The organism is Novosphingobium sp. 550D, assembly GCF_057401885.1.
On the sequence record NZ_CM171613.1, the window covers coordinates 3,119,084 to 3,140,826 of the forward strand.

At 63.8% G+C, this 21,743-nt stretch carries 19 protein-coding genes and 1 pseudogene; 18 read left to right on the plus strand and 2 right to left on the minus strand.

The features are described from left to right. The first annotated feature begins 9 nt into the window (after positions 1-9). The 9 genes and pseudogenes from AC2S2E_RS14785 (at position 10) to AC2S2E_RS14825 (ending at position 9,702) form a co-directional block, all read left to right on the plus strand. Positions 10-318 (plus strand): TrbC/VirB2 family protein, encoded by a 309-nt coding sequence (locus tag AC2S2E_RS14785; protein WP_486522874.1) that lies wholly within the window; start codon positions 10-12, stop codon positions 316-318. A gap of 6 nt (positions 319-324) precedes the next feature. Next, positions 325-609, plus strand: coding sequence for a VirB3 family type IV secretion system protein (locus tag AC2S2E_RS14790; protein ID WP_486522875.1), 285 nt, complete (start codon positions 325-327; stop codon positions 607-609). Positions 610-823: 214 nt separating this feature from the next. Then, a pseudogene (locus AC2S2E_RS14795) lies at positions 824-2,595 on the plus strand (VirB4 family type IV secretion/conjugal transfer ATPase); the annotation flags it as partial. Then, positions 2,592-3,785, plus strand: coding sequence for a TrbL/VirB6 family protein (locus tag AC2S2E_RS14800; RefSeq protein ID WP_486522876.1), 1,194 nt, complete (start codon positions 2,592-2,594; stop codon positions 3,783-3,785). The pseudogene AC2S2E_RS14795 and the gene AC2S2E_RS14800, both read left to right, overlap by 4 nt. Next, entirely contained in the window at positions 3,782-4,531 is a 750-nt protein-coding gene (locus AC2S2E_RS14805; RefSeq protein ID WP_486522877.1) for a TrbG/VirB9 family P-type conjugative transfer protein, read from the plus strand. Before AC2S2E_RS14800 ends, AC2S2E_RS14805 begins: the two co-directional genes overlap by 4 nt. A 6-nt stretch (positions 4,532-4,537) precedes the next feature. Further along, a complete protein-coding gene (locus AC2S2E_RS14810) occupies positions 4,538-5,608 on the plus strand; it encodes a TrbI/VirB10 family protein (RefSeq protein ID WP_486522878.1) in 1,071 nt (356 codons plus the stop codon). Then, on the plus strand, positions 5,605-6,582 hold the full coding sequence (gene virB11 / locus AC2S2E_RS14815) for a P-type DNA transfer ATPase VirB11 (protein WP_486522879.1): 978 nt from the start codon (positions 5,605-5,607) through the stop codon (positions 6,580-6,582). The genes AC2S2E_RS14810 and virB11 overlap by 4 nt, the downstream gene beginning before the upstream one ends. A gap of 49 nt (positions 6,583-6,631) precedes the next feature. Next, a complete protein-coding gene (locus tag AC2S2E_RS14820) occupies positions 6,632-8,797 on the plus strand; it encodes an ATP-binding protein (protein WP_486522880.1) in 2,166 nt (721 codons plus the stop codon). Between the two features lie 26 nt (positions 8,798-8,823). After that, entirely contained in the window at positions 8,824-9,702 is an 879-nt protein-coding gene (locus AC2S2E_RS14825) for an autotransporter outer membrane beta-barrel domain-containing protein (RefSeq protein WP_486522881.1), read from the plus strand. A 191-nt stretch (positions 9,703-9,893) separates the two neighbouring features. On the opposite strand, the gene AC2S2E_RS14830 is transcribed toward AC2S2E_RS14825, so the two are convergent. Next, the gene (locus AC2S2E_RS14830; protein ID WP_486522882.1) at positions 9,894-11,609 is read right to left on the minus strand and encodes a glycoside hydrolase family 13 protein; all 1,716 of its coding nucleotides are present in this window, start codon (positions 11,607-11,609) and stop codon (positions 9,894-9,896) included. Positions 11,610-11,708: 99 nt separating this feature from the next. On the opposite strand from AC2S2E_RS14830, the gene AC2S2E_RS14835 reads away from it, so the two are divergent. The 5 genes from AC2S2E_RS14835 to AC2S2E_RS14855 all read left to right on the plus strand — a co-directional run bounded on the left by AC2S2E_RS14835 (position 11,709) and on the right by AC2S2E_RS14855 (position 15,206). Beyond that, positions 11,709-12,026, plus strand: coding sequence for a hypothetical protein (locus AC2S2E_RS14835; RefSeq protein ID WP_486522883.1), 318 nt, complete (start codon positions 11,709-11,711; stop codon positions 12,024-12,026). Between the two features lie 32 nt (positions 12,027-12,058). Next, positions 12,059-12,823, plus strand: coding sequence for a peroxide stress protein YaaA (yaaA, locus tag AC2S2E_RS14840; RefSeq protein WP_486524623.1), 765 nt, complete (start codon positions 12,059-12,061; stop codon positions 12,821-12,823). Then, positions 12,820-13,521 (plus strand): SDR family NAD(P)-dependent oxidoreductase, encoded by a 702-nt coding sequence (locus AC2S2E_RS14845; RefSeq protein WP_486522884.1) that lies wholly within the window; start codon positions 12,820-12,822, stop codon positions 13,519-13,521. Before yaaA ends, AC2S2E_RS14845 begins: the two co-directional genes overlap by 4 nt. 145 nt (positions 13,522-13,666) lie before the next feature. Then, entirely contained in the window at positions 13,667-14,275 is a 609-nt protein-coding gene (locus tag AC2S2E_RS14850) for a DNA-3-methyladenine glycosylase I (RefSeq protein ID WP_486522885.1), read from the plus strand. A 13-nt stretch (positions 14,276-14,288) separates the two neighbouring features. After that, positions 14,289-15,206 (plus strand): LysR family transcriptional regulator, encoded by a 918-nt coding sequence (locus AC2S2E_RS14855; RefSeq protein WP_476107657.1) that lies wholly within the window; start codon positions 14,289-14,291, stop codon positions 15,204-15,206. On the opposite strand, the gene AC2S2E_RS14860 is transcribed toward AC2S2E_RS14855, so the two are convergent. Then, positions 15,196-16,410, minus strand: a complete 1,215-nt coding sequence (locus AC2S2E_RS14860) for a cation:dicarboxylate symporter family transporter (protein ID WP_486522886.1) — start codon at positions 16,408-16,410, stop codon at positions 15,196-15,198. The genes AC2S2E_RS14855 and AC2S2E_RS14860 overlap by 11 nt on opposite strands. Positions 16,411-16,580: 170 nt before the next feature. Here AC2S2E_RS14860 and AC2S2E_RS14865 point away from each other — a divergent pair, with 170 nt between their 5' ends. The 4 genes from AC2S2E_RS14865 to AC2S2E_RS14880 all read left to right on the plus strand — a co-directional run bounded on the left by AC2S2E_RS14865 (position 16,581) and on the right by AC2S2E_RS14880 (position 21,652). Beyond that, positions 16,581-17,453, plus strand: coding sequence for a substrate-binding domain-containing protein (locus AC2S2E_RS14865; protein WP_486522887.1), 873 nt, complete (start codon positions 16,581-16,583; stop codon positions 17,451-17,453). Positions 17,454-17,455: 2 nt separating this feature from the next. Continuing rightward, positions 17,456-18,754, plus strand: coding sequence for a tricarballylate/proton symporter TcuC (gene tcuC / locus AC2S2E_RS14870; RefSeq protein WP_486522888.1), 1,299 nt, complete (start codon positions 17,456-17,458; stop codon positions 18,752-18,754). Positions 18,755-18,841: 87 nt separating this feature from the next. Then, positions 18,842-19,258, plus strand: a complete 417-nt coding sequence (locus AC2S2E_RS14875) for a TonB-dependent receptor plug domain-containing protein (protein WP_486522889.1) — start codon at positions 18,842-18,844, stop codon at positions 19,256-19,258. A 48-nt stretch (positions 19,259-19,306) separates the two neighbouring features. Beyond that, complete coding sequence (locus tag AC2S2E_RS14880) at positions 19,307-21,652, plus strand: TonB-dependent receptor domain-containing protein (RefSeq protein ID WP_486522890.1); 2,346 nt, start codon at positions 19,307-19,309, stop codon at positions 21,650-21,652. The last annotated feature ends 91 nt before the right edge of the window (positions 21,653-21,743 follow it).

Consider the following 21,743-nt stretch of genomic DNA (forward strand, 5'->3'; position numbering starts at 1 on the left):
GCCGCGATCATGCGCGATGCACGCTATTTTTCCCTGTTGCCGCTGGTCATTCTGCCGATGCGCGCCCATGCGCAAGCTGCTGGCGGCCCGGCTGGTTCCGGCCCCATCGTCTCGGCGCTGGGCTGGCTTCAGGCCACGCTGCTGGGTCAGGTCGCGACCGCTGTTGCCGTGATCGCGGTGGCGATGGTGGGCTTCATGATGCTGACCGGGCGGGTGAACTGGCGCTTTGGCGCGACGGTCATCATCGGCTGCTTCATCCTGTTTGGCGCCAGCGCGATCGTCGGCGGCATTCAGGCCACCGCCGGCATGGCGCAGTAAGCCGCCATGAGCGCGCTGCACCAGACGCCCGTGTTTCGCGCCCTGACCCGGCCCCAGATGTTTGCGGGCGTAACCTTCAGCTTTTTCATCATCAACATGGCTGTCACGACCGAGGTATTCCTCATCACGCGCAGCTTTCTGGCGCTGCCGGTGGCCTTGGTGGTGCATGGCGCGGGCTATCTGGCCTCCTTGCGCGAACCGCGCATCTTCGACCTCTGGCTGACCCGCGTCAGCCGCTGTCCCCGTGTGCGTAACTGGTCGCGCTGGGGCTGTAACAGCTATGCGCCCTGATATGACCGGACGCTGGAAAGGTCCTGCGGCGTGGAGCCGCAATGAAGCGCGCGCGGGCGACCGCCTGCCCTATGGCGCGCATATGTCCGACACGGTTCTGGCGCTGCGCGATGGCGCGGTGATGAGCGTGATCCGCGTTGCGGGCCTGCCCTTTGAAACCGAGGAAGCCGATCAGCTCAACCATATGCTGGCCGTGCGCGAAACCATGTTGCGCAGCGTGCTGGACGCACGTTTCGTGGTCTATCACCATGTCGTGCGCCGCCGGGTGGCGCTTTCGCTTCAGGCCGAATTTCCCGAACCCTTTTCCGCCGCGCTCGATGCGGCGCGGCAAAAGCGGCTCGCCGACACGCCTTTGTTTATCAACGAGCAATTCCTGACGCTGGTCCGCCGCCCCGCACGGGGCAAGGCGGGCCTGCTCGAACGTTTCTCTCGCCGCATGGCGAGCGAGCGTGGCCCCGACCCTCGCACCATCCGCGAGTTGGAAGGGGCCACTGCCGCGCTTCTGGCCGCGCTCGAACCCTATGGCGCGCGGGTGATGGGCAAGGTCGAAGGGCAATCGCAGCCACTAGAATTGCTCAGCGCGATCTATAATGGCGAATGGCGACCGGTCATGTCGCCTGCCGATGGCATCGATCTGGGGCACCACATTCCTTATGCCCGCGTATCCTTTGGCCTCGACACGGTCGAAACGCGGCGGGCGGGCGGGCGCAATTTCCGGGCAATGAAACCTATGCGGTGCGCCGCGCGCTGATTTCGACAGCCAATGCGGCCGGGTTCCTCTCGCTGCACGGATTTCCCCTTGGCCGCGCCCGGGGCAACCATTGGGGCGACGCCGTCACCGCCTTTGAAACGACCAGCGCGACGCCCTATTTCTTCAATTTCCATCAGGGCGATCTGGGCAATTTCACCATCATCGGCCCGTCGGGTTCGGGCAAGACGGTCGTGCTCAATTACCTGACCGCGCAGGCCCAGAAATTTGCCCCCCGCACGATCCTGTTCGACAAGGACCGGGGCGCGGAAATCTTTTTGCGGGCATGTGGCGCGCATTACACCCGCCTGATTCCCGGACAGCCCACCGGGTTCAACCCGCTCGCCCTGCCCGACAGCGCAGGCTCGCGGGCCTTTCTTCGCCAGTTTCTCACCCGCCTTCTGGCCGCCACAGATGCGGGTGAAGAGACCGTGATCGCAGAGGCTGTTGACGCCCTCTACGATCACGAGGCCCGGTTCCGGCGCTTGCGCCACCTGCGCGACTTGCTCGCCGGTGGCCGGCGTCCGGAGCCGGGCGACCTGCCCTCGCGGCTTGCGCCATGGATTTTGGACGGGCCGAATGCGTGGCTGTTCGACAATGACGAAGACCGCTTTGACCTGACATCGCGCATGATCGGTTGCGACATGACCGCGATCCTTGAAGATCCCGCGCTGCGCACGCCTGCTCTGCTCTATCTGTTCCACCGGATCGATGAAGGGCTGGACGGTTCGCCCACGATAGTCCTGATCGACGAAGGGTGGAAGGCGCTGGATGATGAAATCTTTGCCGCCCGCATCCGCGACTGGCTCAAAACGCTGCGCAAACGCAATGCAATGGTGGGCTTTGCCACGCAAAGCGCCCGCGACGCCTTGGACAGCCGGATCGCCAGCGCGATTGTCGAACAGACCGCGACGATGATCTTCACCCCCAATTCCCGCGCGCGGGCCGAGGATTATTGCGACGGCTTTGGCCTGACGCATCACGAACTGGCGCTGATCCGGGCCTTGCCCGCCAACAGCCGGTGTTTCCTTGTACGCCATGCTAATGATTCCATGGTGGTCCGGCTTGATCTTTCCGCCATGCCCGAAATGCTGACCGTCCTTTCGGGCCGGGAAGCCAGCGTGCGCCGCCTCGACATGCTGCGCGCCAGTGTGGGGGATGATCCGGCGCGCTGGCTGCCGCTGCTGACGGGCGCGGCGTGGGATGGTTTTGCCGATGCCACAGAGGCAGCGGAATGACCTGTGCCCCCCTTGGCGCGCCTCTTGCATCTGGCGGCGTATCCTCGATTGCCGATGCTCTGCGCAGCGTTGATTGCATGGCGGGGCAAGCGACCGCCTCCGCCTTTGCCCATATCTTTGGCAGCGAGGGCGTGCTCACCACCTCGCTCACCATCGCGCTGACGCTTTATGTCGCGCTTTTTGCCATCGGCCTGCTGACCGGGCGGGTTACGCTGGGGTTGTCGACGCTGACGCCGCGCATGATGGCGCTGGGCCTTGCGCTGACCTTTGCCACCAGCTGGATCGCCTATAGTCAGGTGGTCTGGACGCTGCTGTCCACCGGGCCGGACTGGATCGCCTCCTCGGTGCTGGGCATCAAGGGTTCGGCATCGCAGGTCTTTGCGCAAAGGCTCGACACGCTGTTTCAAACCGTCGCCGATGCGGCGCAGCAATCCCAGCCCGCGACCGAAGAAGCCAAACGCGCCACCACCACGCCCGCGCAATTACTGTCCTATGCCGCGCTGCTGCTGCTGCTGGGCACGGTGGGCGTGCTGGTGACCAGCCGGATCGCTCTGGCCGCGATTCTGGCCGTCGGGCCGATTTTTCTCATTTTCTCGCTGTTTTCGGCCACGCGCGGCCTGTTCGAAGGCTGGGTAAAGGCGGCGGTTATGTTCGCGCTGGTGCCTTTGTTCACCGTCATGCTGGGGGTAGGATCGGTGGCTATGCTGACCCCGGTGGTGTCGGAATTGAGCGGCGGCGCGGTCGATATGACACAGGCCGCCACGGTCTTTGTTGCCGCCTGCATCCATTGCGCGCTGATGGCCATGGTGCTGAAAATGACCTCGGCGCTTACTTCGGGCTGGCGCCTGCCCATTGGTGTGGCGCCCGCGACCGCCCCGGCCCAGACCAGCTATGCCGCGCCCGCCACCGTCCCCAATGCGGCCCCGGCCCCGCCAACCATCGTCCCGATGATCCAATCCCGCCCCATCGAACGCGACGAACGCCTGCGCAGCGTGATCGCCGCCGTCAACGCGCCACATCAGGACATCATGCCCGAAACCTCCGCCCGCATTCTGACCATGCCCGGCGTATCGCCCATGATGTTTCCATCATCAGGCGTCATCCCCGCCACATCGCCGCGCGCCCGCGACATTGGCCGGGGGATGAGCGCGCCCGCCTCTGCTTCCTCGCTCAAGGACACGTTGGCATGATCGGCGCGCTGTTCCTGATGGCCGCCGCGCCGGTTCCCGCGATGATCGGCACCGACCCGCGCGTGTCGATCCGCGATTATGCCGAAAATCAGATCATCACCTTTGCCGCGCGGCCCAATTATCAATCCACCATCCAGTTCGGCGATGAAGAAAGGATCGAGAATATCGCCGTGGGCGAAAGCGGCGCCTGGCAAATCACGCCTAACCGCCGCGCCAATCTGCTTTTCGTCAAACCCACCTCGGCCAAGGCGCCCGTCACCAACATGACCGTGGTGACCGACCGCCACACCTACTTGTTCGAATTGCGCAGCAGCACGGGGGCAAGGCCGCTTTACCTGCTGCGCTTTGCCTATGCGCCCGATCCTGTCGCCACCCCGCCCATTCCCAAGGCGCAAGAGGCAAGCCTGATCACCACGGTGCAGACCACGCCGCTTCCCGACCGGCTCAGCCATCTCAATTTCGCATGGACGGTCAAGGGCGCAAAGACCCTGATGCCCGAACGGATCTTTGACGATGGCCATTCGGTCTATCTCAGTTGGGCGCCGGGGCGGTCTCTGCCCGCCATTCTGGCCCCGGCCCCCGATGGCAAGACCGAGGCCCCGGTCAATTACAGCAGCGATGGCGATTATCTGGTGGTCGATGGTTTCCACAAACGGCTGATCCTGCGCGCAGGCCGGGACATGGTGGCGCTGGAAACCACACGCCCCTCGCCCGCCGATGCGGCCGATCAGGCGCGGGCGAAGTAAGCCGCCATGGATAAAGACCCCCGCCTCACCCTGTCGCCCGACACGCTCGAAGACGCGAGCCGAAACGCCTTTCCCATTGTCGCGGGTGATGCGCGGAGGCGGGATCGCGCCGGGCTGATGCTGGGCGGGGGCATTGCGCTGGCGCTGGGCGCGCTGACCTTTATCAGCATGTCCGGCCATGGCGGCAAATCGCCCGCCCCGGTGGTGGCGCCGACCGCTCCGGCCCCGCTGGCCCCCATGCCCAATCTGCCGCCGCAAGCGGAGACGGTGGTTCCGCCCCCGCCCGCCGACCATGCTGCGCCCGCCCCGGCGACGGCCTCCATGCCGGTGATGGCCCAGCCTACCCCGCAAATGGGCACGTCTCCAGTGATGGTCTATGACACATCCGCGGCCATGAACGGCCATGCCGATGGCGCGACAAAGGCCATTGCCATTGCCCCCGGCGCCCCGGCCAACACCGCCGGATTGAACGAAAACGAAGCCTTTGGCTCACGCATGGGCGGAACGGGCGTTGAAACCGCCAGCGCCCACAGGATGGCCGACACGACCAACACCGTGACGCAGGGCACGCTGATTTCCGCCATTCTGGAAACCGCCATCGACAGCGACCTGCCCGGCTATGTCCGCGCCGTGGTCAGCCAGGATGTGCGCTCCTTCGACGGCAAGCGCGTCCTGGTCCCGCGCTCATCCCGCCTGATCGGTCAGTATAAAAGCGGCCTCTCCGCAGGGCAGACCCGCGCCTATGTCATGTGGACGCGGTTGATCCGGCCCGATGGGGTGTCGGTGGCGCTGGCTTCGCCTGCGGTCGAATATTCGGGCCGTTCGGGCCTGTCGGGCGAGGTCGACAGCCATTTCTTCAAACGTTTTGGCGCGGCCACGCTGCTCTCGGTCATCGGCGGCCTTGGCGCGGTGATCAGCAGCGGCACCTCGGTCGTCATCAGCGGTTCGACCTCCAGCGCCGCCTCCGCCGCCGTCCAGCGCGATGGCCAGATCCCCCCCACGATCCGCGTGGCGCAAGGCCAGCCCATCCGCATTTTCACCGCCCGCGACCTCGATTTTTCCAGCGTGGCGCCATGAGCGTCGCGCCGGCCTCGCCCACGGATGTCTATCTCGGCGCTTATCTGGCGCCCTTTGCGCCCTTTCTGGCGCGGGCGGATGTGTCGGAAATTCTGGTCAACCGGCCCGGCGAGGTCTGGATCGAAGTGGCCGGCGCGCCGCGCATGGAACGGATCACCGTGGCGGAGGTGGACGACCGCCTGCTCAAAAGGCTGGCCGAACAGATTGCGCGCATCACATCGCAAGGCATCAACCGCCAGCAACCGCTGATGGCGGCCAATCTGCCCGATGGCGCGCGGGTCCAGATCGTCGCTCCGCCCGCCACACGCGGCCATTGGGCCATGTCGATCCGCCGACACCGGATGGTCGATGTGCCGCTGTCAGCATGGGCGCCGACGGGCGCTCTTGGCATGGCGATGGACGCGCCCGCCACCGACCGCGACGCCGATCCTTTGGGATGGCTGGTCGAACAGGTGCGGATGCGGCGCACGATCCTGATCGCGGGCGGCACGTCCAGCGGCAAGACCACCTTCCTCAACGCCCTGCTGCGCGAGGTTGATCCGTCCGAACGCATCATTCTGGTCGAGGATACGCCAGAGGTGCGCCTGTCCGCGCCCAACGCACTGGGCCTTGTCGCGGTGCGCGGTGATATGGGCGAGGCGCGCATCACCACCGACGACCTGCTGCACGCCAGCCTGCGCCTGCGCCCGGACCGCATTGTCCTCGGCGAATTGCGCGGGCGCGAGGCCATTACCTTTCTTCGGGCCATTAACACCGGCCACCCCGGATCGTTCTCCACCATACATGCCAACAGCTGCTCTGGCGCGCTTGACCAACTGTCCCTGATGGTCAGTCAGGCGGGCCTTGGCCTTTCACGCGAGGATATTCTGGCCTATGCAAGGTCGGTCATCGATGTGGTCGTCCAGCTCGGACGCCGAAACGGATCGCGCAGCATCCTCGATATTCGTGAAAGCGCCCAATTGCCCGGACGATAGGCGCGAACAGGAATCGCTATTTCCTGCCAGATATGGCACTTCGGCGGCTATGTCCGCTTCCTATTTCCGTCGTAAGCTGGCGCTTCCTCTGGGGGTGCAAATGTTGGGACTGCTGGTGGGCGTCCTGATCGTGGCGCAATTTGCCACGCTGGCGCTGACCGTGCTGATCCCGCCCGCATCGCCCAAGCGCTGGGATATCGAAGAAGTCGCCCGGATGTTGCTGGGCAAGGCCGACAGCGAGAATCTGGAATTTCGCAGCATGAAAGGTCCGCCCGACATCAGCGGTTCGGGCTGGCTGGTCTCGGAAACCTCGCGCGAGGCTTTGGCGCGGCGGCTGGGGCAAAGGGGCGATCATGTGGTTCTGGCCTTTTATACCCAATTGCCGGTGGGCGGCGTGACGGTTCCGGCCGATGGTTCGCGCGGGCCGATGGCCATGGCCGACCCGCTGGAAAATGCCAGCCTGACCTCGGCCCTCATCGGCACGGCTCATGCGCAGGGTATGCGCGGCGGTCCGATGGGCGGTCCGGGCAATGGGTTTCCCGGAGGAGGATTTCCCGGAGGGGGCTTTCCGGGCGGCGGTTTTCCCGGTGGCGGTGTTCCGGGCGGTGGCGTTCCGGGCGGTGGCATCCCCGGGGGTGGCCATCCCGGCGGCGGTGCGCCGGGCGGCGGCGTTCCGGGGGGGGGCGCGCCCGGCGGCGGCATTCCGGGCGGCCATGCTGCGGGAGGGCAAATGCCCGGCGGGATGCAGAATGGCGCCCCAGCAGGCACAGGCGGCGCGCCCGCAGGCGGCGTGTCGCGCCCAGCAATTTCAACCATCACCAACACAACCAATTCGACCACCAGCCAGCAGGTCCAGACCGGCGGCCCCACCCGCGTGACCGGCCCGTCGATTGCGGGCCAAGGCCCCGTTGGCCCCGGCGCAACCGGTCCCGGCATGGCGGGCATGGGCCCTGCGGCGATGGGCGGCGCTGGCATGCCCCCGCCGATGACCGCCCCAATCCATACCGAGCAATATTCGGTCATGGCCGCCCCGACGCCCACGCTGCGCAATAATGGATCGGCATCAGAGTTGGCGCCAATGGCCAGCATTGCGCCCCCGGCGCGGCCGGTGATGGGCGCGCGCGATGATCTTTCCACCGGCGAAATGGTGACAACGCCCCGCGTCGCGGCCACATCGCCCGCCCCCATCGGCATTCCGCAACCCATCCCCTTCCGCGAGGCGCGCGGCGCACTATCCTTCACGACCCCGCCCTTTATCGAGGGCGATTTCGTCGCCGCCCTGCGTCAGAGCGATGGAAGCTGGATTGCCGTGGCCCCGCGCGCCGAACCTTTCCCCAACCGCTGGCAAAAGCGGGTGATGATCTGGTTCCTGCTCTCGCTGCTGGTCACGGTGCCTTTGGCGTTGATGTTTGCGCGGCGCATCGTCAAACCGCTGGAAGGCTTTGTCCGCGCCGCCGAGGTTCTGGGCCGTGATCCGGCGGCCGATGTTGTGCCGCTGTCCGGCCCGGCCGAAGTGGGCCGCGCCGCCCGCGCCTTTAACCAGATGCGCGACCGATTGCGCGCCTTTGTCGATGACCGCACCGCGATGGTCGGCGCAATCAGCCATGATCTGCGCACACCTTTGACGCGCCTGCGTTTCAGGCTGGAGGATGTGCCCGACGATCAACGCGATGCCTTGCTGGCCGAGGTGGATGAAATGGAGATGATGATCAGTCAGGTCATCTCCTTTATTCGTGACGCATCGACGCCCGGCGCGCGGCAAAGGATTGATCTGGCCGAATTGGTCCGTGATGCGGTGGAGGATGCCCGCGTCATGGGCGACCGCGTTCGTCTGGATGTCGTCACCCCGATCCGGGTAGAGGTCGATCCGCTGGGCATCCGGCGGTTGCTGGGCAATCTGCTTGAAAATGCGCTGAAATATGGCCACCAGGCCCGTGTGCGTGTCTTGGTGAATGAGCAGGGGGCCGTGGCCGAAATCATCGACAATGGGCCGGGCATCGCTTTGGAAGATCGCGAGCGGGCCTTTGAACCCTTTTTCCGTTGCGAACAGGCCATCGAATCCGACAAGCCCGGCAGCGGCCTTGGGCTTGCCGTATGCCGTTCGATTGCCCGCGCGCATGGTAGCGATGTGCTGCTGGAACAGCGCGAGGAAGGCTTTGTCGCCAAGCTAGTGCTGCCCACGCTTTATGATGAAATCTTGCCCAAGGCCGCATGATGCGAAGATTGATATTAGCCGCCGTAATGGCGCTTTCCTGTAACGCCGCACAGGCGCAGACGGTTGAAGCCCCCGAACCGACAGCCCAGCCCGAAAGGCTGGAAATCCCCGCCGCTCCTCCGCCCAAGGCGATCTGGGTGGCCAGCGCAACGGGCGGCATCGTCGATCGCGATACGACAACCAGCAGCCCCTACGGCTCGCTGGCCGTCACGCGGTACAAGGGGGCGACGTATCTGCGCGCGGCCTACACTTTGTTTGGCGGCACGTTGCAACAGGCCGATGCGGCCATCCCGTCGACCTATCACATCGGATCAATCGGCGCGGGCGGCAACTGGCACGGCTGGGTGGCGGACGCTTATGCCAGCTATGGCCGACAGGTCTATGGCGCAATTCAGGGTTTGGGCGGCACACGTCAGAGCGGCATTACCTCTGGGTCGGGCTATTTCGCCGCAGGGCTGCGCGTGGGGCGGGTGTTTCAGCCATCGTCGCGTTGGTACATCACGCCGACCATTGCGGGCCAATATGTCTATACTCGTTCGCTGCACCAGCGTTTCGATTTCACCAGTCAGGCCTTATCGGATTTCGAACTGGGCGAAAGGGCGCTGACGGGAATCGCCTCCCTGCGCGTGGACCGCGCGTTGGGGCGCCGGGGACAGCATTATCTGGGCGTCGCCTATTCGCATTATGTCACCGACAATGGCATGACGACGTGGCGCCTTTCCCCGCCGCCCAGCGCGACGGGCCCGGAACCCGTGCGCACGCCCGACGGGTTTGAGGAAATCGCCATGTCGGGCATCTGGCAACTGGCACCCCGGCTATGGCTGGACACACAGGTCACGCGCACCGCACGCGCCGTGGCGGGCAACAGCACGACCGGATCGATCGGTTTGCGCGTCCGCTTCTGATCGGGCACTGGGTATCTGGTTGGGGAACGTCATTGGGATCAGGTAGGATGGGCCGTCGTCTATACAGCCAAGCATTTCCAGAGGAATGAGCCGCCATCATGAATGCGTGAACGGGCAAAGCGGCGGCAGACAGAAGCCTTGGTCCTTGAAGACATCATTGGCCTCTAAAACACCTGCCGCCCCTTAGGGCATCAGCCCCCCTTGAACGCAACCAGACGTACGCCGAATGGCTCAAGCTCCGGGTGATGCCAATCCAACGTCGCGCCCGGCGCGCTGGTCATCAGCGTGTCGCCCAGTGTCGGCGCGTGGCCCGTCCAACCGCTGATGGACATTGTCTGGGGCTGACCGCTCATGTTAAGCAGGACCAGCACGCCATGCCCTTTCGCATCCCGTCGGGCATAGGCCAAAACCTTGGAATTGCCGGATTCCAAAGGAATATAGGCCCCGTCACGCATCGCCGCATTCACCTTGCGCAAGTTCAGCAACCGGGCATACCAGTGAAAGAGCGATCCCTTATCTGCCTGCTGGCTGGCGACATTGACCGTCCCGGCCGAGCGCCCCACCGGCAACCACGGATCGCCGCTGGTAAAGCTCGCGCCCTTCCCCGCGCTCCATTGCATGGGCGAACGTTCGGGGTCGCGATTGTCGGCCACCTTGCGCTTGGGGCCAAGGGGAATGTCGCGCAATTCTTCGGGCGCCAGATTGGGCATGCCGATCTCTTCGCCGTAATACATCAACGCCGTGCCGCGCAGGGTCAGCGTCATGGCCGCGGTGATCCGGGCGATCTGGTCATTATGCGTTCCATCGCCAAAGCGCGAGTATTGGCGCGGGGAATCGTGGTTGCTGAAATGGAAAACGGGGGGGAATCCGTCGAGCTTCAGTTCGGCCTCATCAATGCGCGCCTTGAAGGCCGCCGCATCAAGTCCCGCCACATCCTTGTAAAGGAAATCCATCGGCAGGTTGATCTCGTCGCCCTTTTCTCCATAGACCCGGCGCAGATCAGCGATCGAGGAAATCGCGTTTTCACCCAGCAGCACCCGGTCGCCGGGGAAACTGTCCACCACCTTGCGCAAGCCCCGCAGCGCCGCGCGCGTGGCGGGCAGGTTGCTGTTATAGGGTTTCAGCCCCACCGGCGCGCCCGATTTCACATCCGGGTCATTGGGCCAATTGGTGTCTTCAAACAGATAGGGCGTGGCATCAAGGCGAAACCCGGCGGCACCATGGCGCAACCAGAAGCGCGCCACATCATGCATCGCCTTTTGCAGCCCCGGATTGGCCCAATTTAGATCGGGCTGTTCCTTCAAAAAGATATGATAGTAATATTGGCCGGTGGGCTTGTCATACTCCCACGTCGATCCGCCAAAGATCGATTCCCAATTGCTGGGCGGCCCGCCATCGGGCGCGGGATCGTGCCAGACATACCAGTCGCGCTTGGGATTGTTGCGCGATGAGCGCGATTCCTTGAACCACGGATGCTGATCCGAGGAATGGTTGAGCACCAGATCGACCATCACCCGGATACCCCGCTTGCGCGCCTCGCGGGTCAACCGGTCCCAGTCGGCCATCGTGCCATATTCGCGCGCCACGGCGGTATAATCGGACACGTCATAGCCAAAATCGGCATTGGGCGAAGGATAAAACGGCGTCAGCCAGATAGCGTCCACCCCCAGCGTTTTAAGATAATCAAGCCGCTGCGTCACGCCGTTCAGGTCGCCCACGCCGTCGCCATTGCTGTCCTGAAAACTGCGGGGATAGATTTCATAGATGACGGCATGGGTCCACCAAGGCTGGGCCTTTGCGGCCGCCATTTCCGTCTGCGACGTCGGGGCCGGTTTGGCGGCCTGCGCGGCAAAGGCGCTCAAGGCCATTGCGGTGCCCAGCGCCGCAGTGAGTGCAAATTTGCCCATTCTTGAGGTTGTCATGCTTGCGCCCTCTTCATGTCGGCCAGAGTGATGTCATGCGCCGGGACATGATCGAGCGAAGACTTGGTAGCCGCCGTCTGCGCGATGATCACCGTCGAGCAGGCAGGTTTCCTCTCCAACTTCATCAATTCTGCTCCCTTTTTATGGGCGTGTCCGGCAGTTCCTGATTCGGCCGCCACGCTTGTCTTGGCGATGATATTGAAGTTTTACGCAATCGGTTGCAAGATGCTGACGGTCCGCATTCATATGGAAATTTGCGCGCCCTATCCGCCCGGCCAGCATCAAGGCATAAGCATTTGTCAAAAAAGGCTTCCGTCCTCTCATCCTGGTATCGCCCTTCATCGCGGCCCAACAGCCACCCGCGTTCTTGCAAGACCCCACATGGCCGCGCGGACAGTTTGACGCTGCCCTTCGCTCTCGCTAACGCGATGGGGATGATTGCACTGCTCTCCCCGGCCAAGACGCTCGATTTTGAACGCACCCTGCCAACGCTCGCCGTTTCAAACCCGCATTTCGCGCAGGAGGCTCTCGATCTGGCGCAATCTGCTGCTGATCTGAGCGCCGAGCAATTGGGCAAGCTGATGCATATTTCGCCCAAGCTGGCGCAATTGAATGTCGAGCGTTTCAACAATTTTGCCGATTTGCCCGAACGGCAGGCGCTCTTTGCCTTTGCCGGCGATGTCTATACCGGCTTTGAGGTCCATACGCTTGATGAGGCCGCCGTCACCTTTGCGCAGGACCATGTCCGGATGCTTTCGGGCCTCTATGGCCTTCTGCGCCCGCTCGACGCCATCCGGCCCTATCGGCTGGAAATGGGCACGCGCTGGGCACCGCCCCGACCACAGGGGCCAAAAAAGCTGACCGACTGGTGGGGTGACCGGATCGCCAACCATCTGCGCGCGCAAGTGGCGGAGGAAGGCTCGGGCGCGGTGCTCAATCTGGCCAGTCAGGAATATTTTGCCGCCGTTGCCGGGCAATTGTCGGGGCTGCGCGTGGTCGAGGTCGAATTTCGCGAAGGCGGCCCCGATGGCCCGCGCTTCATCAGCTTTCACGCCAAGCGGGCGCGGGGCATGATGGCGCGATGGATGTGCGAACATCACATCACCGACATTGACGCGATGCGCGGCTTTGACAGCGACGGCTATCGTTTTGACGCCGCCCAAAGCGATGCCGACCGCTGGCGGTTCACCCGCGCATGAGCAAGAACAGCGCCGTCATCATCGGGGCATCGGGCGGTATCGGCCATGCGTTTGAAACGGCGCTGATCGAGGAAGGTGGCTTTGAAACCGTCCACGGCTTTGCCCGATCACGCGGCGGCGCGCAACACATCGACCTGCTGGACGAGGCCAGCATTGCCGCCGCCGCGGCGCATGTGACCAAGGGGCCGCCGCCGACGCTGATTATCGTGGCCACCGGATTGCTGCATGAAGACGGTCGCGGGCCGGAAAAGGCGCTGCGTGATCTTGATCCGGCGTGGCTGGCGCGGGTCCATGCCGTCAATGCGATCGGCCCGGTGATGGTGGCCAAGCACTTCCTGCCGCTCATGCCCCGAACCGGGCGGGCGGTTTTTGCCGCGCTATCCGCAAGGGTGGGGTCGATCACGGACAATCGGTTGGGCGGTTGGCATGGCTATCGCGCGTCAAAGGCGGCGCTGAACATGCTGGTGCGCAATCTGGCCATCGAGGAACGCCGCCGCAATGACCGCTCGATTGTCGTCACGCTCCATCCCGGCACGGTGGACACGGACCTGTCCCGCCCGTTTCAGGGCAATGTTGTGGCGGGAAAACTGTTCGATGCCGAACGTGCGGCCCTGCAATTGCTGGATGTGATCGAGGATCTCAAACCGCATGACAGCGGCAAACTCTTCGATTTCGAAGGGATCGAGATCCCCTTTTAATTGAACCCCAGTAATTGAACCCAGCCCCGTCCCGTGGCAAAAGCTGTGCGACAAAATGCAGCCGGGGCGCAGGCATGACAGAGCAGAAAACGCCATCCGCCCGGATCGTTGCCAAACCGTCCCATCCATTCGAAAGGCCCGAACGATGAACGCAACCGTCCCCGGCCCCGACGGGCATCACCGCTGTCGATGGTGTGCCGCAACGGCGGATTATCTGGCCTATCATGATACCGAATGGGGCTTTCCGGCGGCCGATGATCGCCGCCTGTTTGAAAAGCTGACATTGGAAGGGTTTCAGTCGGGGCTAAGCTGGCGCACCATCCTGACCAAGCGGGAGAATTTTCGGGCCGCCTTCGACGGTTTCGATTTCCACCGCATTGCCGCCTATGATCAGACCGATGTCGAACGACTGCTCCATGACGAAGGCATCGTGCGCCATCGCGGAAAGATCGAGGCCACGATCCGGAATGCCGGGCGCGCTGTGGAAATGGTCCAACAGGAAGGCTCACTTGCCGCCTATTTCTGGCGTTATGAGGAGAGGGTCGAACCGGGCGCCGCTTTACAGGTCGTTTCAACCACCCCCACATCGGTTGCCCTGTCCAAGGATCTCAAAAAGCGCGGCTGGGCCTTTGTCGGGCCGACCACCGCCTATGCTTTCATGCAGGCGATGGGGCTGGTCAATGATCATGCCATCGGCTGTGTGACAAGAGAACGCGTGGCGCAGGCCCGCGCCGCTTTTACTCCGCCACAGTAACTGGCAGGCCGCTATGACCTTTCCCATCCCGATGAATTGTGAATTGCTGGACCTGCGCGCACTGGTTGCCGTGGCCGATGGGCGCAGCTTTATGCGCGCGGCACAGCAATTGAACCTGTCCCAGCCCGCGCTCAGCCGCCGGATCCAGAAATTGGAACAGGCCGTGGGCACGGTTCTGGTCGAGCGGACCACGCGGACGGTGCGCCTGACGGCGGCGGGCGCACAGGTGGTGCCGCTGATCCGCCGGATGCTGCAGGAAATCGACGGATCGCTGGTCGGCCTGATGGCGCAGGGCGAAAGGGCGGCGGGCCGCATCACGCTGGCCAGCATCCCCAGCGCCACGGTGCAGTTCCTGCCCGAGGTGCTGCAGCGTTTTTCGCTCGATTATCGCAACACGCGGGTGCGCATCCTCGACCTTTCCGCCGGGGAATGCGCCGAGGCGGTGCGTACCGGCGAGGCCGAATTCGGCCTGTCGCTGCCGGTCGGGTCGGATTCTGATCTGGTCTATTCGCCGCTCTATGACGATCCCTATGGGCTGGTGTGCCGCAAGGATGATCCGCTTGGCGCCAAGGCCGATGTCAGCTGGGCCGATCTGGTGGAGCGTCGGTTGGTGACGGTCCACCGCGCCAGCGGCAACCGCACCACGTTGGAGGCCGGGCTGGCCGCGCAGGGCATCAATCTGAGCTGGTTTTATGAAGTGACCCGCCTGACATCGGCACTGGCGCTGGTGGATGCAGGGCTTGGGCCATCGGTGCTGCCAAAGCTGGCCTGTGCGGGGCCGGAGGCGGGCAATCTGGTGTGGCGACCGTTGAAAGACCCGGTGATTTTCCGCAGCATCGGCCTGCTGCAGCGGCCCGGCGGTCAATTGTCGCCCGCCTGCGCCCGGCTGGTCAGCCTGCTTTCGCAGGCATGGACGCAGGCTAAAGCGTAAAGCGCCCGCCGTTCCATCGCGCCACCAACAGGGTCGCGCTGATATTCGCCACGCCGCTGGTCAGGGCGCGCAAGGTCGAAAGGATGCGATCCACCGCGATCAGCATGGCGGCCGCCGCCACCGGCACATCGGGCAGCAGCGATAGCGTGAGCAAAAGCGCGGAAAAACCGCTGCCGATCACCCCGGCGGCGGCCTTGGACGTCACCAGCATGACCATCAGATAGAGCGCGATCCGCTCTGGCGGCAGGGGGATGTTCAGCGCCTCGGACAGGAACAGCGTGGCCACGATCAGATAGACCGCCGTCCCCGCCAGATTGAGCGTATAGCCCACCGGCATCACCAGCCCGACCACCGCCGGATCGCCACCCATGCCTTCCAGTTTCGACATCAGGCGGGGCAGCACCACCTCGCTGGATGACGTGCCCGCGATGATCAGCATTTCATCGCGGAAGTGCCGCAACAGGGCAAAGGGGCGCAGGCCCGTGCGCACATGGACCACGATCAGCAAACCCGCCATCAGCCCGATGCAGGCCAGCGCCAACGTGGCCACCAGCATGCCCAGCGAGCTGATAAAGCCGATGCCATAGGACCCCACCGTATAAGCGATGGCCCCAAATGCGCCGATCGGCGCCACGCGCAGGAGAAAGCCGACGATGGCAAACTGCAACTGGGCCAGAACGCGCAATCCCCGCACAATCGGTTCGCCCGCCGCGCCAATATGCAGCAGCCCAAACCCCACCAGCCCCGCGATGAACAGCACCGGCAGAATGTCGCCTGCGGTAAAGGCGGAAAAGAAGGTTTCCGGCACCATGCGCAGCAGAAATTCGCCCGGCCCGTTGATGGGCGCCCCGGCCAATTGGCGATGAAGATCAACGCCGCCCGCCACCGGCGGAGGAACCTGTAATCCCGCGCCCGGCCGCAGCAGGCCCGCCACCAGCAGCCCCATCAACAGCGCGCCGATGGTGATCGCCGCAAACACGATTAGCGCCCGCACCACGGTGGTTCCGGTGCGCACCGCCCCGCCATGCAGCACGATCCCATCGACAATGGTGCAAAACAGGATGGGCGGAACCATCATCCGCATCGTCTTGACAAAGGCAATGCCCAGCGGCCCCAGCTCTACCCCCAGCCTCGGCCAGAAATGCCCTACGACAATACCGGCCAGGCCCCCCAGCACGACCTGCACATAAAGATGACGCAGCACTCTATCGCTCCCCCGGCAATTTATGCGCCATACGCATTACGCCAACCGATAATTGCATTTGATAAATATATGTCGGGTTGCTTCTATAGTCAAACACAGCCGGGCGCCATCTCAAGCCCGGCCGCAGACAAAAACGTCCAAAGAGGCGATAAAATGGGAGTGAGCCTGTCATGCGCCGGCTATTGAACAAGGATGTGCGAACCGGCGCGGGCGGACCTGCCTCGCGGGCTCGCCGGAGCGTCGTGCTGGGGCTTATACTCGCCCCGCTGCTGGCCGCTTGCCACCATCCGGGCGCGCGGACGCCGTCCGCCCCGCCTGTCGCCACAAATGAGCTGCATGTTTTGACATCGGGCGGTTTCAACGCGGCCTTTGACGTTCTGGCCGCTCAATACACGGCGCAGACCGGCACAAGGATCGTCATTGGTCATGGCCCCTCCATGGGCACAACCGTCAATGCCATTCCGGCGCGTCTCGCCCGTGGTGAACAGGCCGATGTGGTAATCCTTGCCCGTTCGGCGCTGGACAATCTGGTGACGCAGGGCAAGGTGTCACCCGGCACGCCGGTTGATCTGGCGCTGTCCAAAATCGCCGTGGCGGTGCGTGAAGGCGCCCCTGTGCCCGACATCTCCACCCCTGCGGCCCTGCGCCAGACGCTGATCGCGGCGCAATCTGTTGCGTGGTCCGACAGCGCCAGCGGCGTCTATATCCAGACCACCATGCTCGACCGTCTGGGCGTGGCCGACATTGTCCGGCCCAAGGGTCGCATGATCCCCGCCACGCCTGTGGGCGAGATCGTGGCGCGCGGCGAGGCCCAGATCGGGTTCCAGCAATTGTCCGAACTCAAACCCGTCAAAGGCATCCGCATCATCGGCCTTGTCCCTGACGAGCTTCAGAAAGTGACCGCCTTTTCGGGGGGGGTTGTGGCCAATTCGTCCCGCCAACAGGCCTCCCGTGCCCTGCTCGATTTCCTGTCCTCTTCCAAGGCCGAAGCCGCCATCCGCGCCAGCGGCATGGAGCCGGCATCGCAGAAGGTAACGCCATGAACATGTCATCCACCCTCGCGGCAAACGGCCTTGCCGGGGCCGCAAGCCGCAAATCGGCCTTCAAATCGATCTTCATCGTTGCCAGCGGCAATTTCCTTGAAATGTTCGATTTCATGGTCTTCGGCTATTATGCGACCTATATTTCCAAGGCCTTTTTCCCCACGGGCAGCGAATTTGCCTCGCTGCTGCTGACGCTGATGACTTTTGGCGCGGGCTTTTTGATGCGCCCGGTGGGCGCGCTGGTGCTGGGGGCCTATGTGGATCGGCACGGCCGCCGCAAGGGTTTGCTGCTGACGCTGGGTCTGATGGCGCTGGGCACATTGGCGATTGCCATTACGCCCACCTATGCCCAAATCGGTCTGGCCGCCCCCCTGATTATTCTGGCGGGCCGCCTGGTTCAGGGCCTCTCGGCCGGTGTCGAGGTCGGCGGGGTTTCGGTCTATCTCAACGAGATCGCTCCGCCCGACCGCAAGGGCTTCTTCACCTCGTGGCAATCGGCCAGCCAACAGGCCGCGGTGGTCTTTGCCGCGCTGATCGGCCTGCTGGTGTCCACCAGCCTGTCGCCCGAAACCATGCAGGACTGGGGCTGGCGCGTGCCCTTTGTGATCGGCTGCGCGATGATCCCGTTCCTGTTCCTGATCCGCCGCCATGTCGAGGAAACCGAGGTCTTTCTGAACCGCAAGGAACATCCGCAGATCGGCCAGATCATGCGCATGATCGGCAGCAACTGGGGTCTTGTCCTGCAGGGCGCGCTGATGGCGGTGATGACGACGGTGTTCTTCTATATGGTCACCGCCTATACCCCCACCTATGGCAGCAAGGTGCTGAAACTCGGCCCCGGTGAGAGCCTGTTCATCACGGCCTGTGTCGGCGTTACCAATTTCGTGCTGCTGCCGGTGATGGGGGCGTTGTCGGACCGTATCGGTCGCCGCCCGCTGCTGATCGGGGCCACGACGCTGGCGGCGGTGATGACCTATCCGCTGATGCGCTGGCTGGTGGCCGGCCCCAGCTTTGGTGGCCTGCTGACCGCCGAACTGCTGATGGCGGCTGTCTATGCCACCTATAACGGCGCCTTCATCGTCTATCTGACCGAGGTGATCCCCGCCCATGTCCGCACCGTCGGCTTCAGCCTCGCCTACAGCATGGCCACCGCGATCTTCGGCGGCTTTACCCCGGCGATCTGCACCGCGTTGATCGAGGCGACCGGCGACAAGGCCATTCCCGGCGCATGGTGCGCGGCGGCCGCGTTGCTTTCCTTGCTGGCCCTGCTGATCGGCGGACGGCTCAATCGTCAGGCATGAATTCATAACTTTCAAGAATTATAGAAATCTAGGGAGATGGAAGTGATCAACACAACCGCGAAAAGCAAATTCATTCAAGGGGCCGCCATGATGCCGGTTGCCATGGTCCTGTTGATGTCGGCCCCCGCGCTGGCGCAGCAGTCAGCCCCGGCACCCGCCGAGGCCCCCGCCGAAACCGCCCCCGCCAACCCTGCCCCCGCCAACCCTGCCGATGCCGCCATCGTCGTCACCGGCAGCCGCGTTGCCACCGGGTTCAAGGCGCCCACCCCCGTCACCATCACCACCACCGAACAATTGCGCGCCTCGGCCCCGACCAATCTGGCCGATGGCCTTAACCAATTGCCGGTCTTTAACGGCAGCACCAAAACATCCAGCCCTTCGACCACCAACAGCCGCGGCGGCAACAGCGGCCAGAACCTGCTCAACCTGCGCGGTCTTGGGGCTCAGCGCACGCTGGTCCTGCTGGACGGTCGCCGTATGCCCGCCACCAACAGCGGCGGTTAGGTCGATATCAACATCCTGCCCCAGGGGCTGATCAGCCGGGTCGATGTGGTGACGGGCGGCGCATCGGCGGCCTATGGTTCGGACGCTGTGGCGGGCGTGGTCAACTTTGTGCTGGACACCAAATTCAAGGGGTTCAAGGCCGAAGCTCTGGGCGGCATCTCAGGCCATGGTGATCTGCCCTCGGTGGGCGGATCGGTGGCCTATGGCGTGTCGGGGGCCGATGACCGGTTCCACTTCATCGCGGGGGCCGACTATTTCCATCAAAAGGGCCTGCGCGCCGATCAGCGCACAGGCCGGGCTTGGTTTGACAACAATGCAGGCATGATTGCCAATCCTACGGCCGGGGCTTTTCCGCGCAACCTTGTGATCCCCTCGATCCGCAGCTCGGCGGGCACTTATAGCGGGCTGATCTCGGCCGGGCCGCTGCGCGGCACGCAATTCCTGCCCGGCGGCGTTGCGGCGCCCTTCAATTACGGCACGAACACCGGCACGGCCTTTCAAAGCGGCGGCGACGGCGCGCGGGCCAATATCGGCCTGATGCCGACGCAAACCCGTTACAACGCGTTTGCCCGCGCGGAATTCGACCTCTCGCCCGCCACCACCATCTTTGCCGAAGGGCTTTACGCCAACAGCCACACCACCCAAGGCGCCTTTGTCAGCCAGAACACCGGATCGAGCGCGGCCTATACGATCTATCGCGACAATGCTTATCTTCCTGCGGACGTTCTGGCGCGGATGGTGACGGCGGGTGTCCAGTCGTTCCAGATGGGCCGGTTTGAAGGCGAATTGCCGCTGTCGGAAAATGAATCGAAGATCAGCGTCTATCACGGGTCGCTGGGCGTGCGCGGCACGCTGGGCGGATCGTGGAAATATGATGCCAGCTATACCTTCGGCCAGACCGATCAGGAACTGCGCTCAAACAATCTGACCATCGCGCGCAATCTCTATGCTGCGGCCGATGCGGTGCGTGATCCGGCGTCGGGGCGGATTGTCTGCCGCTCGACACTGGCCGGGCTTGATCCGGGCTGTACGCCGCGCAACCTGTTCGGTCCGCAGGCCGCCAATCAGGCCATCACCGATTACGTGACCGGCGACAATGTGCTCAACCTGCGCCTGCGCCAACAGGTGGTGTCGGCCAATATCCGCGGCGATCTGGGCGACAAGATCCAGTTGGCAGGACCGATCGCGGTGGCCGCAGGGGTCGAACACCGCAAGGAAACCGCCCGCCAGACCACCGACGCACTTTCGCCCACCCGCATCGATTTCACCGGCATCCGGGGCGGGCCGTCGGCGCTCAACGGTCGTCAGGGGCCTTATCGCTTCTTCAATCCCCTGCCGTTTTCGGGTCAGTATGACATCCGCGAAGGCTATCTCGAAGTCGCCGTACCGGTACTCAAGGATGTGCCCTTTGCCCGCTCGCTCGATCTGAACGGCGCGGTGCGCTATGCCGATTACAGCACGTCGGGCGGCGTGACGACATGGAAACTGGGCGGCAGCTGGCAGGTCAATGACGCACTGCGGTTCCGCGGCACGGTGTCGCGCGACATCCGTGCGCCCAATCTGCTAGAACTCTACAATCCGGCCACACAGCTCAACGGCAACGTCGTGTACAAGGGCGTTCAGACCCCGCAGGTCAATTTTGCCACCGGCAACCCCAACCTGCGCCCCGAAAAGGCGCTGACCACCACCTTTGGCGCGGTGTTCCAGCCCGGTTGGCTGCCCGGTTTTTCGGCCTCGGTCGATTATTACAAGATCAAGCTGAATGACGCGATCACCACCTTGACCGAACAGCGCGTGGTGGATGAATGCGCGGCGGGCAATCAGGTGCAATGCGCCAATATCACCGTTCTGTCCTCCGGCTCGCTCAGCATCCAGCGCCCCAACCTCAATCTGGCCGCGCAGACGGTGGCCGGGATCGACTTTGAACTGGGCTATAAAACCACGCTGGCGGGCGGCAAGCTGAACCTGCGCCTTGTGGGCAACCATGGGCTGCAGAACAACTCGCAGTCGCCCGGTTCGCCGGTTCTGGAAGGTCTGGGCGAAACCACCACGCCCCGCTGGAGCGGCGTGGCGCAGGCCACCTGGACCAAGGGCGACTTCTCGCTCTTTGTGCAGGAACGCTTTATCAGCGCGGCCAAGCTGCGCGCGGATTGGGTCGAAGGGGTGGATGTGAACATCAACCACACGCCCGCCGTGTTCTATACCAATGTGACGGGCACCTATAATCTCCACATTGGCGGGGGCAACCAACAGATCTATCTCTCGGTCGCCAATCTGTTTGACCGGGCGCCGCCGCTTTCGCCTTTGCCCGTCACAACCTTTACCACGGCCGCCAGCAGCGCCTATGATCCCATTGGTCGTTATATGACCATGGGTGTTCGGGTCAGCTTTTGATGAGCCGTTGGCGGGGGCCGGCCCTCACCGGCCCCCGCCATTCACACGATGGGTCCCAATGATGAACCTTTGCCCAAGACGTAACAGGTAA

What these genes read in the sequence shown, in the direction of transcription:
- AC2S2E_RS14785 (WP_486522874.1), top strand. Translation starts at nt 10, where the DNA reads ATGCGCGATGCACGCTATTTTTCCCTGTTGCCGCTGGTCATTCTGCCG.
- AC2S2E_RS14825 (WP_486522881.1), top strand. Translation starts at nt 8,824, where the DNA reads ATGGCGCTTTCCTGTAACGCCGCACAGGCGCAGACGGTTGAAGCCCCC.
- AC2S2E_RS14790 (WP_486522875.1), top strand. Translation starts at nt 325, where the DNA reads ATGAGCGCGCTGCACCAGACGCCCGTGTTTCGCGCCCTGACCCGGCCC.
- AC2S2E_RS14810 (WP_486522878.1), top strand. Translation starts at nt 4,538, where the DNA reads ATGGATAAAGACCCCCGCCTCACCCTGTCGCCCGACACGCTCGAAGAC.
- AC2S2E_RS14805 (WP_486522877.1), top strand. Translation starts at nt 3,782, where the DNA reads ATGATCGGCGCGCTGTTCCTGATGGCCGCCGCGCCGGTTCCCGCGATG.
- AC2S2E_RS14855 (WP_476107657.1), top strand. Translation starts at nt 14,289, where the DNA reads ATGACCTTTCCCATCCCGATGAATTGTGAATTGCTGGACCTGCGCGCA.
- AC2S2E_RS14835 (WP_486522883.1), top strand. Translation starts at nt 11,709, where the DNA reads ATGATCACCGTCGAGCAGGCAGGTTTCCTCTCCAACTTCATCAATTCT.
- tcuC (WP_486522888.1), top strand. Translation starts at nt 17,456, where the DNA reads ATGTCATCCACCCTCGCGGCAAACGGCCTTGCCGGGGCCGCAAGCCGC.
- AC2S2E_RS14865 (WP_486522887.1), top strand. Translation starts at nt 16,581, where the DNA reads ATGCGCCGGCTATTGAACAAGGATGTGCGAACCGGCGCGGGCGGACCT.
- AC2S2E_RS14875 (WP_486522889.1), top strand. Translation starts at nt 18,842, where the DNA reads ATGATGCCGGTTGCCATGGTCCTGTTGATGTCGGCCCCCGCGCTGGCG.
- yaaA (WP_486524623.1), top strand. Translation starts at nt 12,059, where the DNA reads ATGATTGCACTGCTCTCCCCGGCCAAGACGCTCGATTTTGAACGCACC.
- AC2S2E_RS14830 (WP_486522882.1), bottom strand. Translation starts at nt 11,609, where the DNA reads ATGGGCAAATTTGCACTCACTGCGGCGCTGGGCACCGCAATGGCCTTG.
- virB11 (WP_486522879.1), top strand. Translation starts at nt 5,605, where the DNA reads ATGAGCGTCGCGCCGGCCTCGCCCACGGATGTCTATCTCGGCGCTTAT.
- AC2S2E_RS14850 (WP_486522885.1), top strand. Translation starts at nt 13,667, where the DNA reads ATGAACGCAACCGTCCCCGGCCCCGACGGGCATCACCGCTGTCGATGG.
- AC2S2E_RS14820 (WP_486522880.1), top strand. Translation starts at nt 6,632, where the DNA reads ATGTCCGCTTCCTATTTCCGTCGTAAGCTGGCGCTTCCTCTGGGGGTG.
- AC2S2E_RS14800 (WP_486522876.1), top strand. Translation starts at nt 2,592, where the DNA reads ATGACCTGTGCCCCCCTTGGCGCGCCTCTTGCATCTGGCGGCGTATCC.
- AC2S2E_RS14845 (WP_486522884.1), top strand. Translation starts at nt 12,820, where the DNA reads ATGAGCAAGAACAGCGCCGTCATCATCGGGGCATCGGGCGGTATCGGC.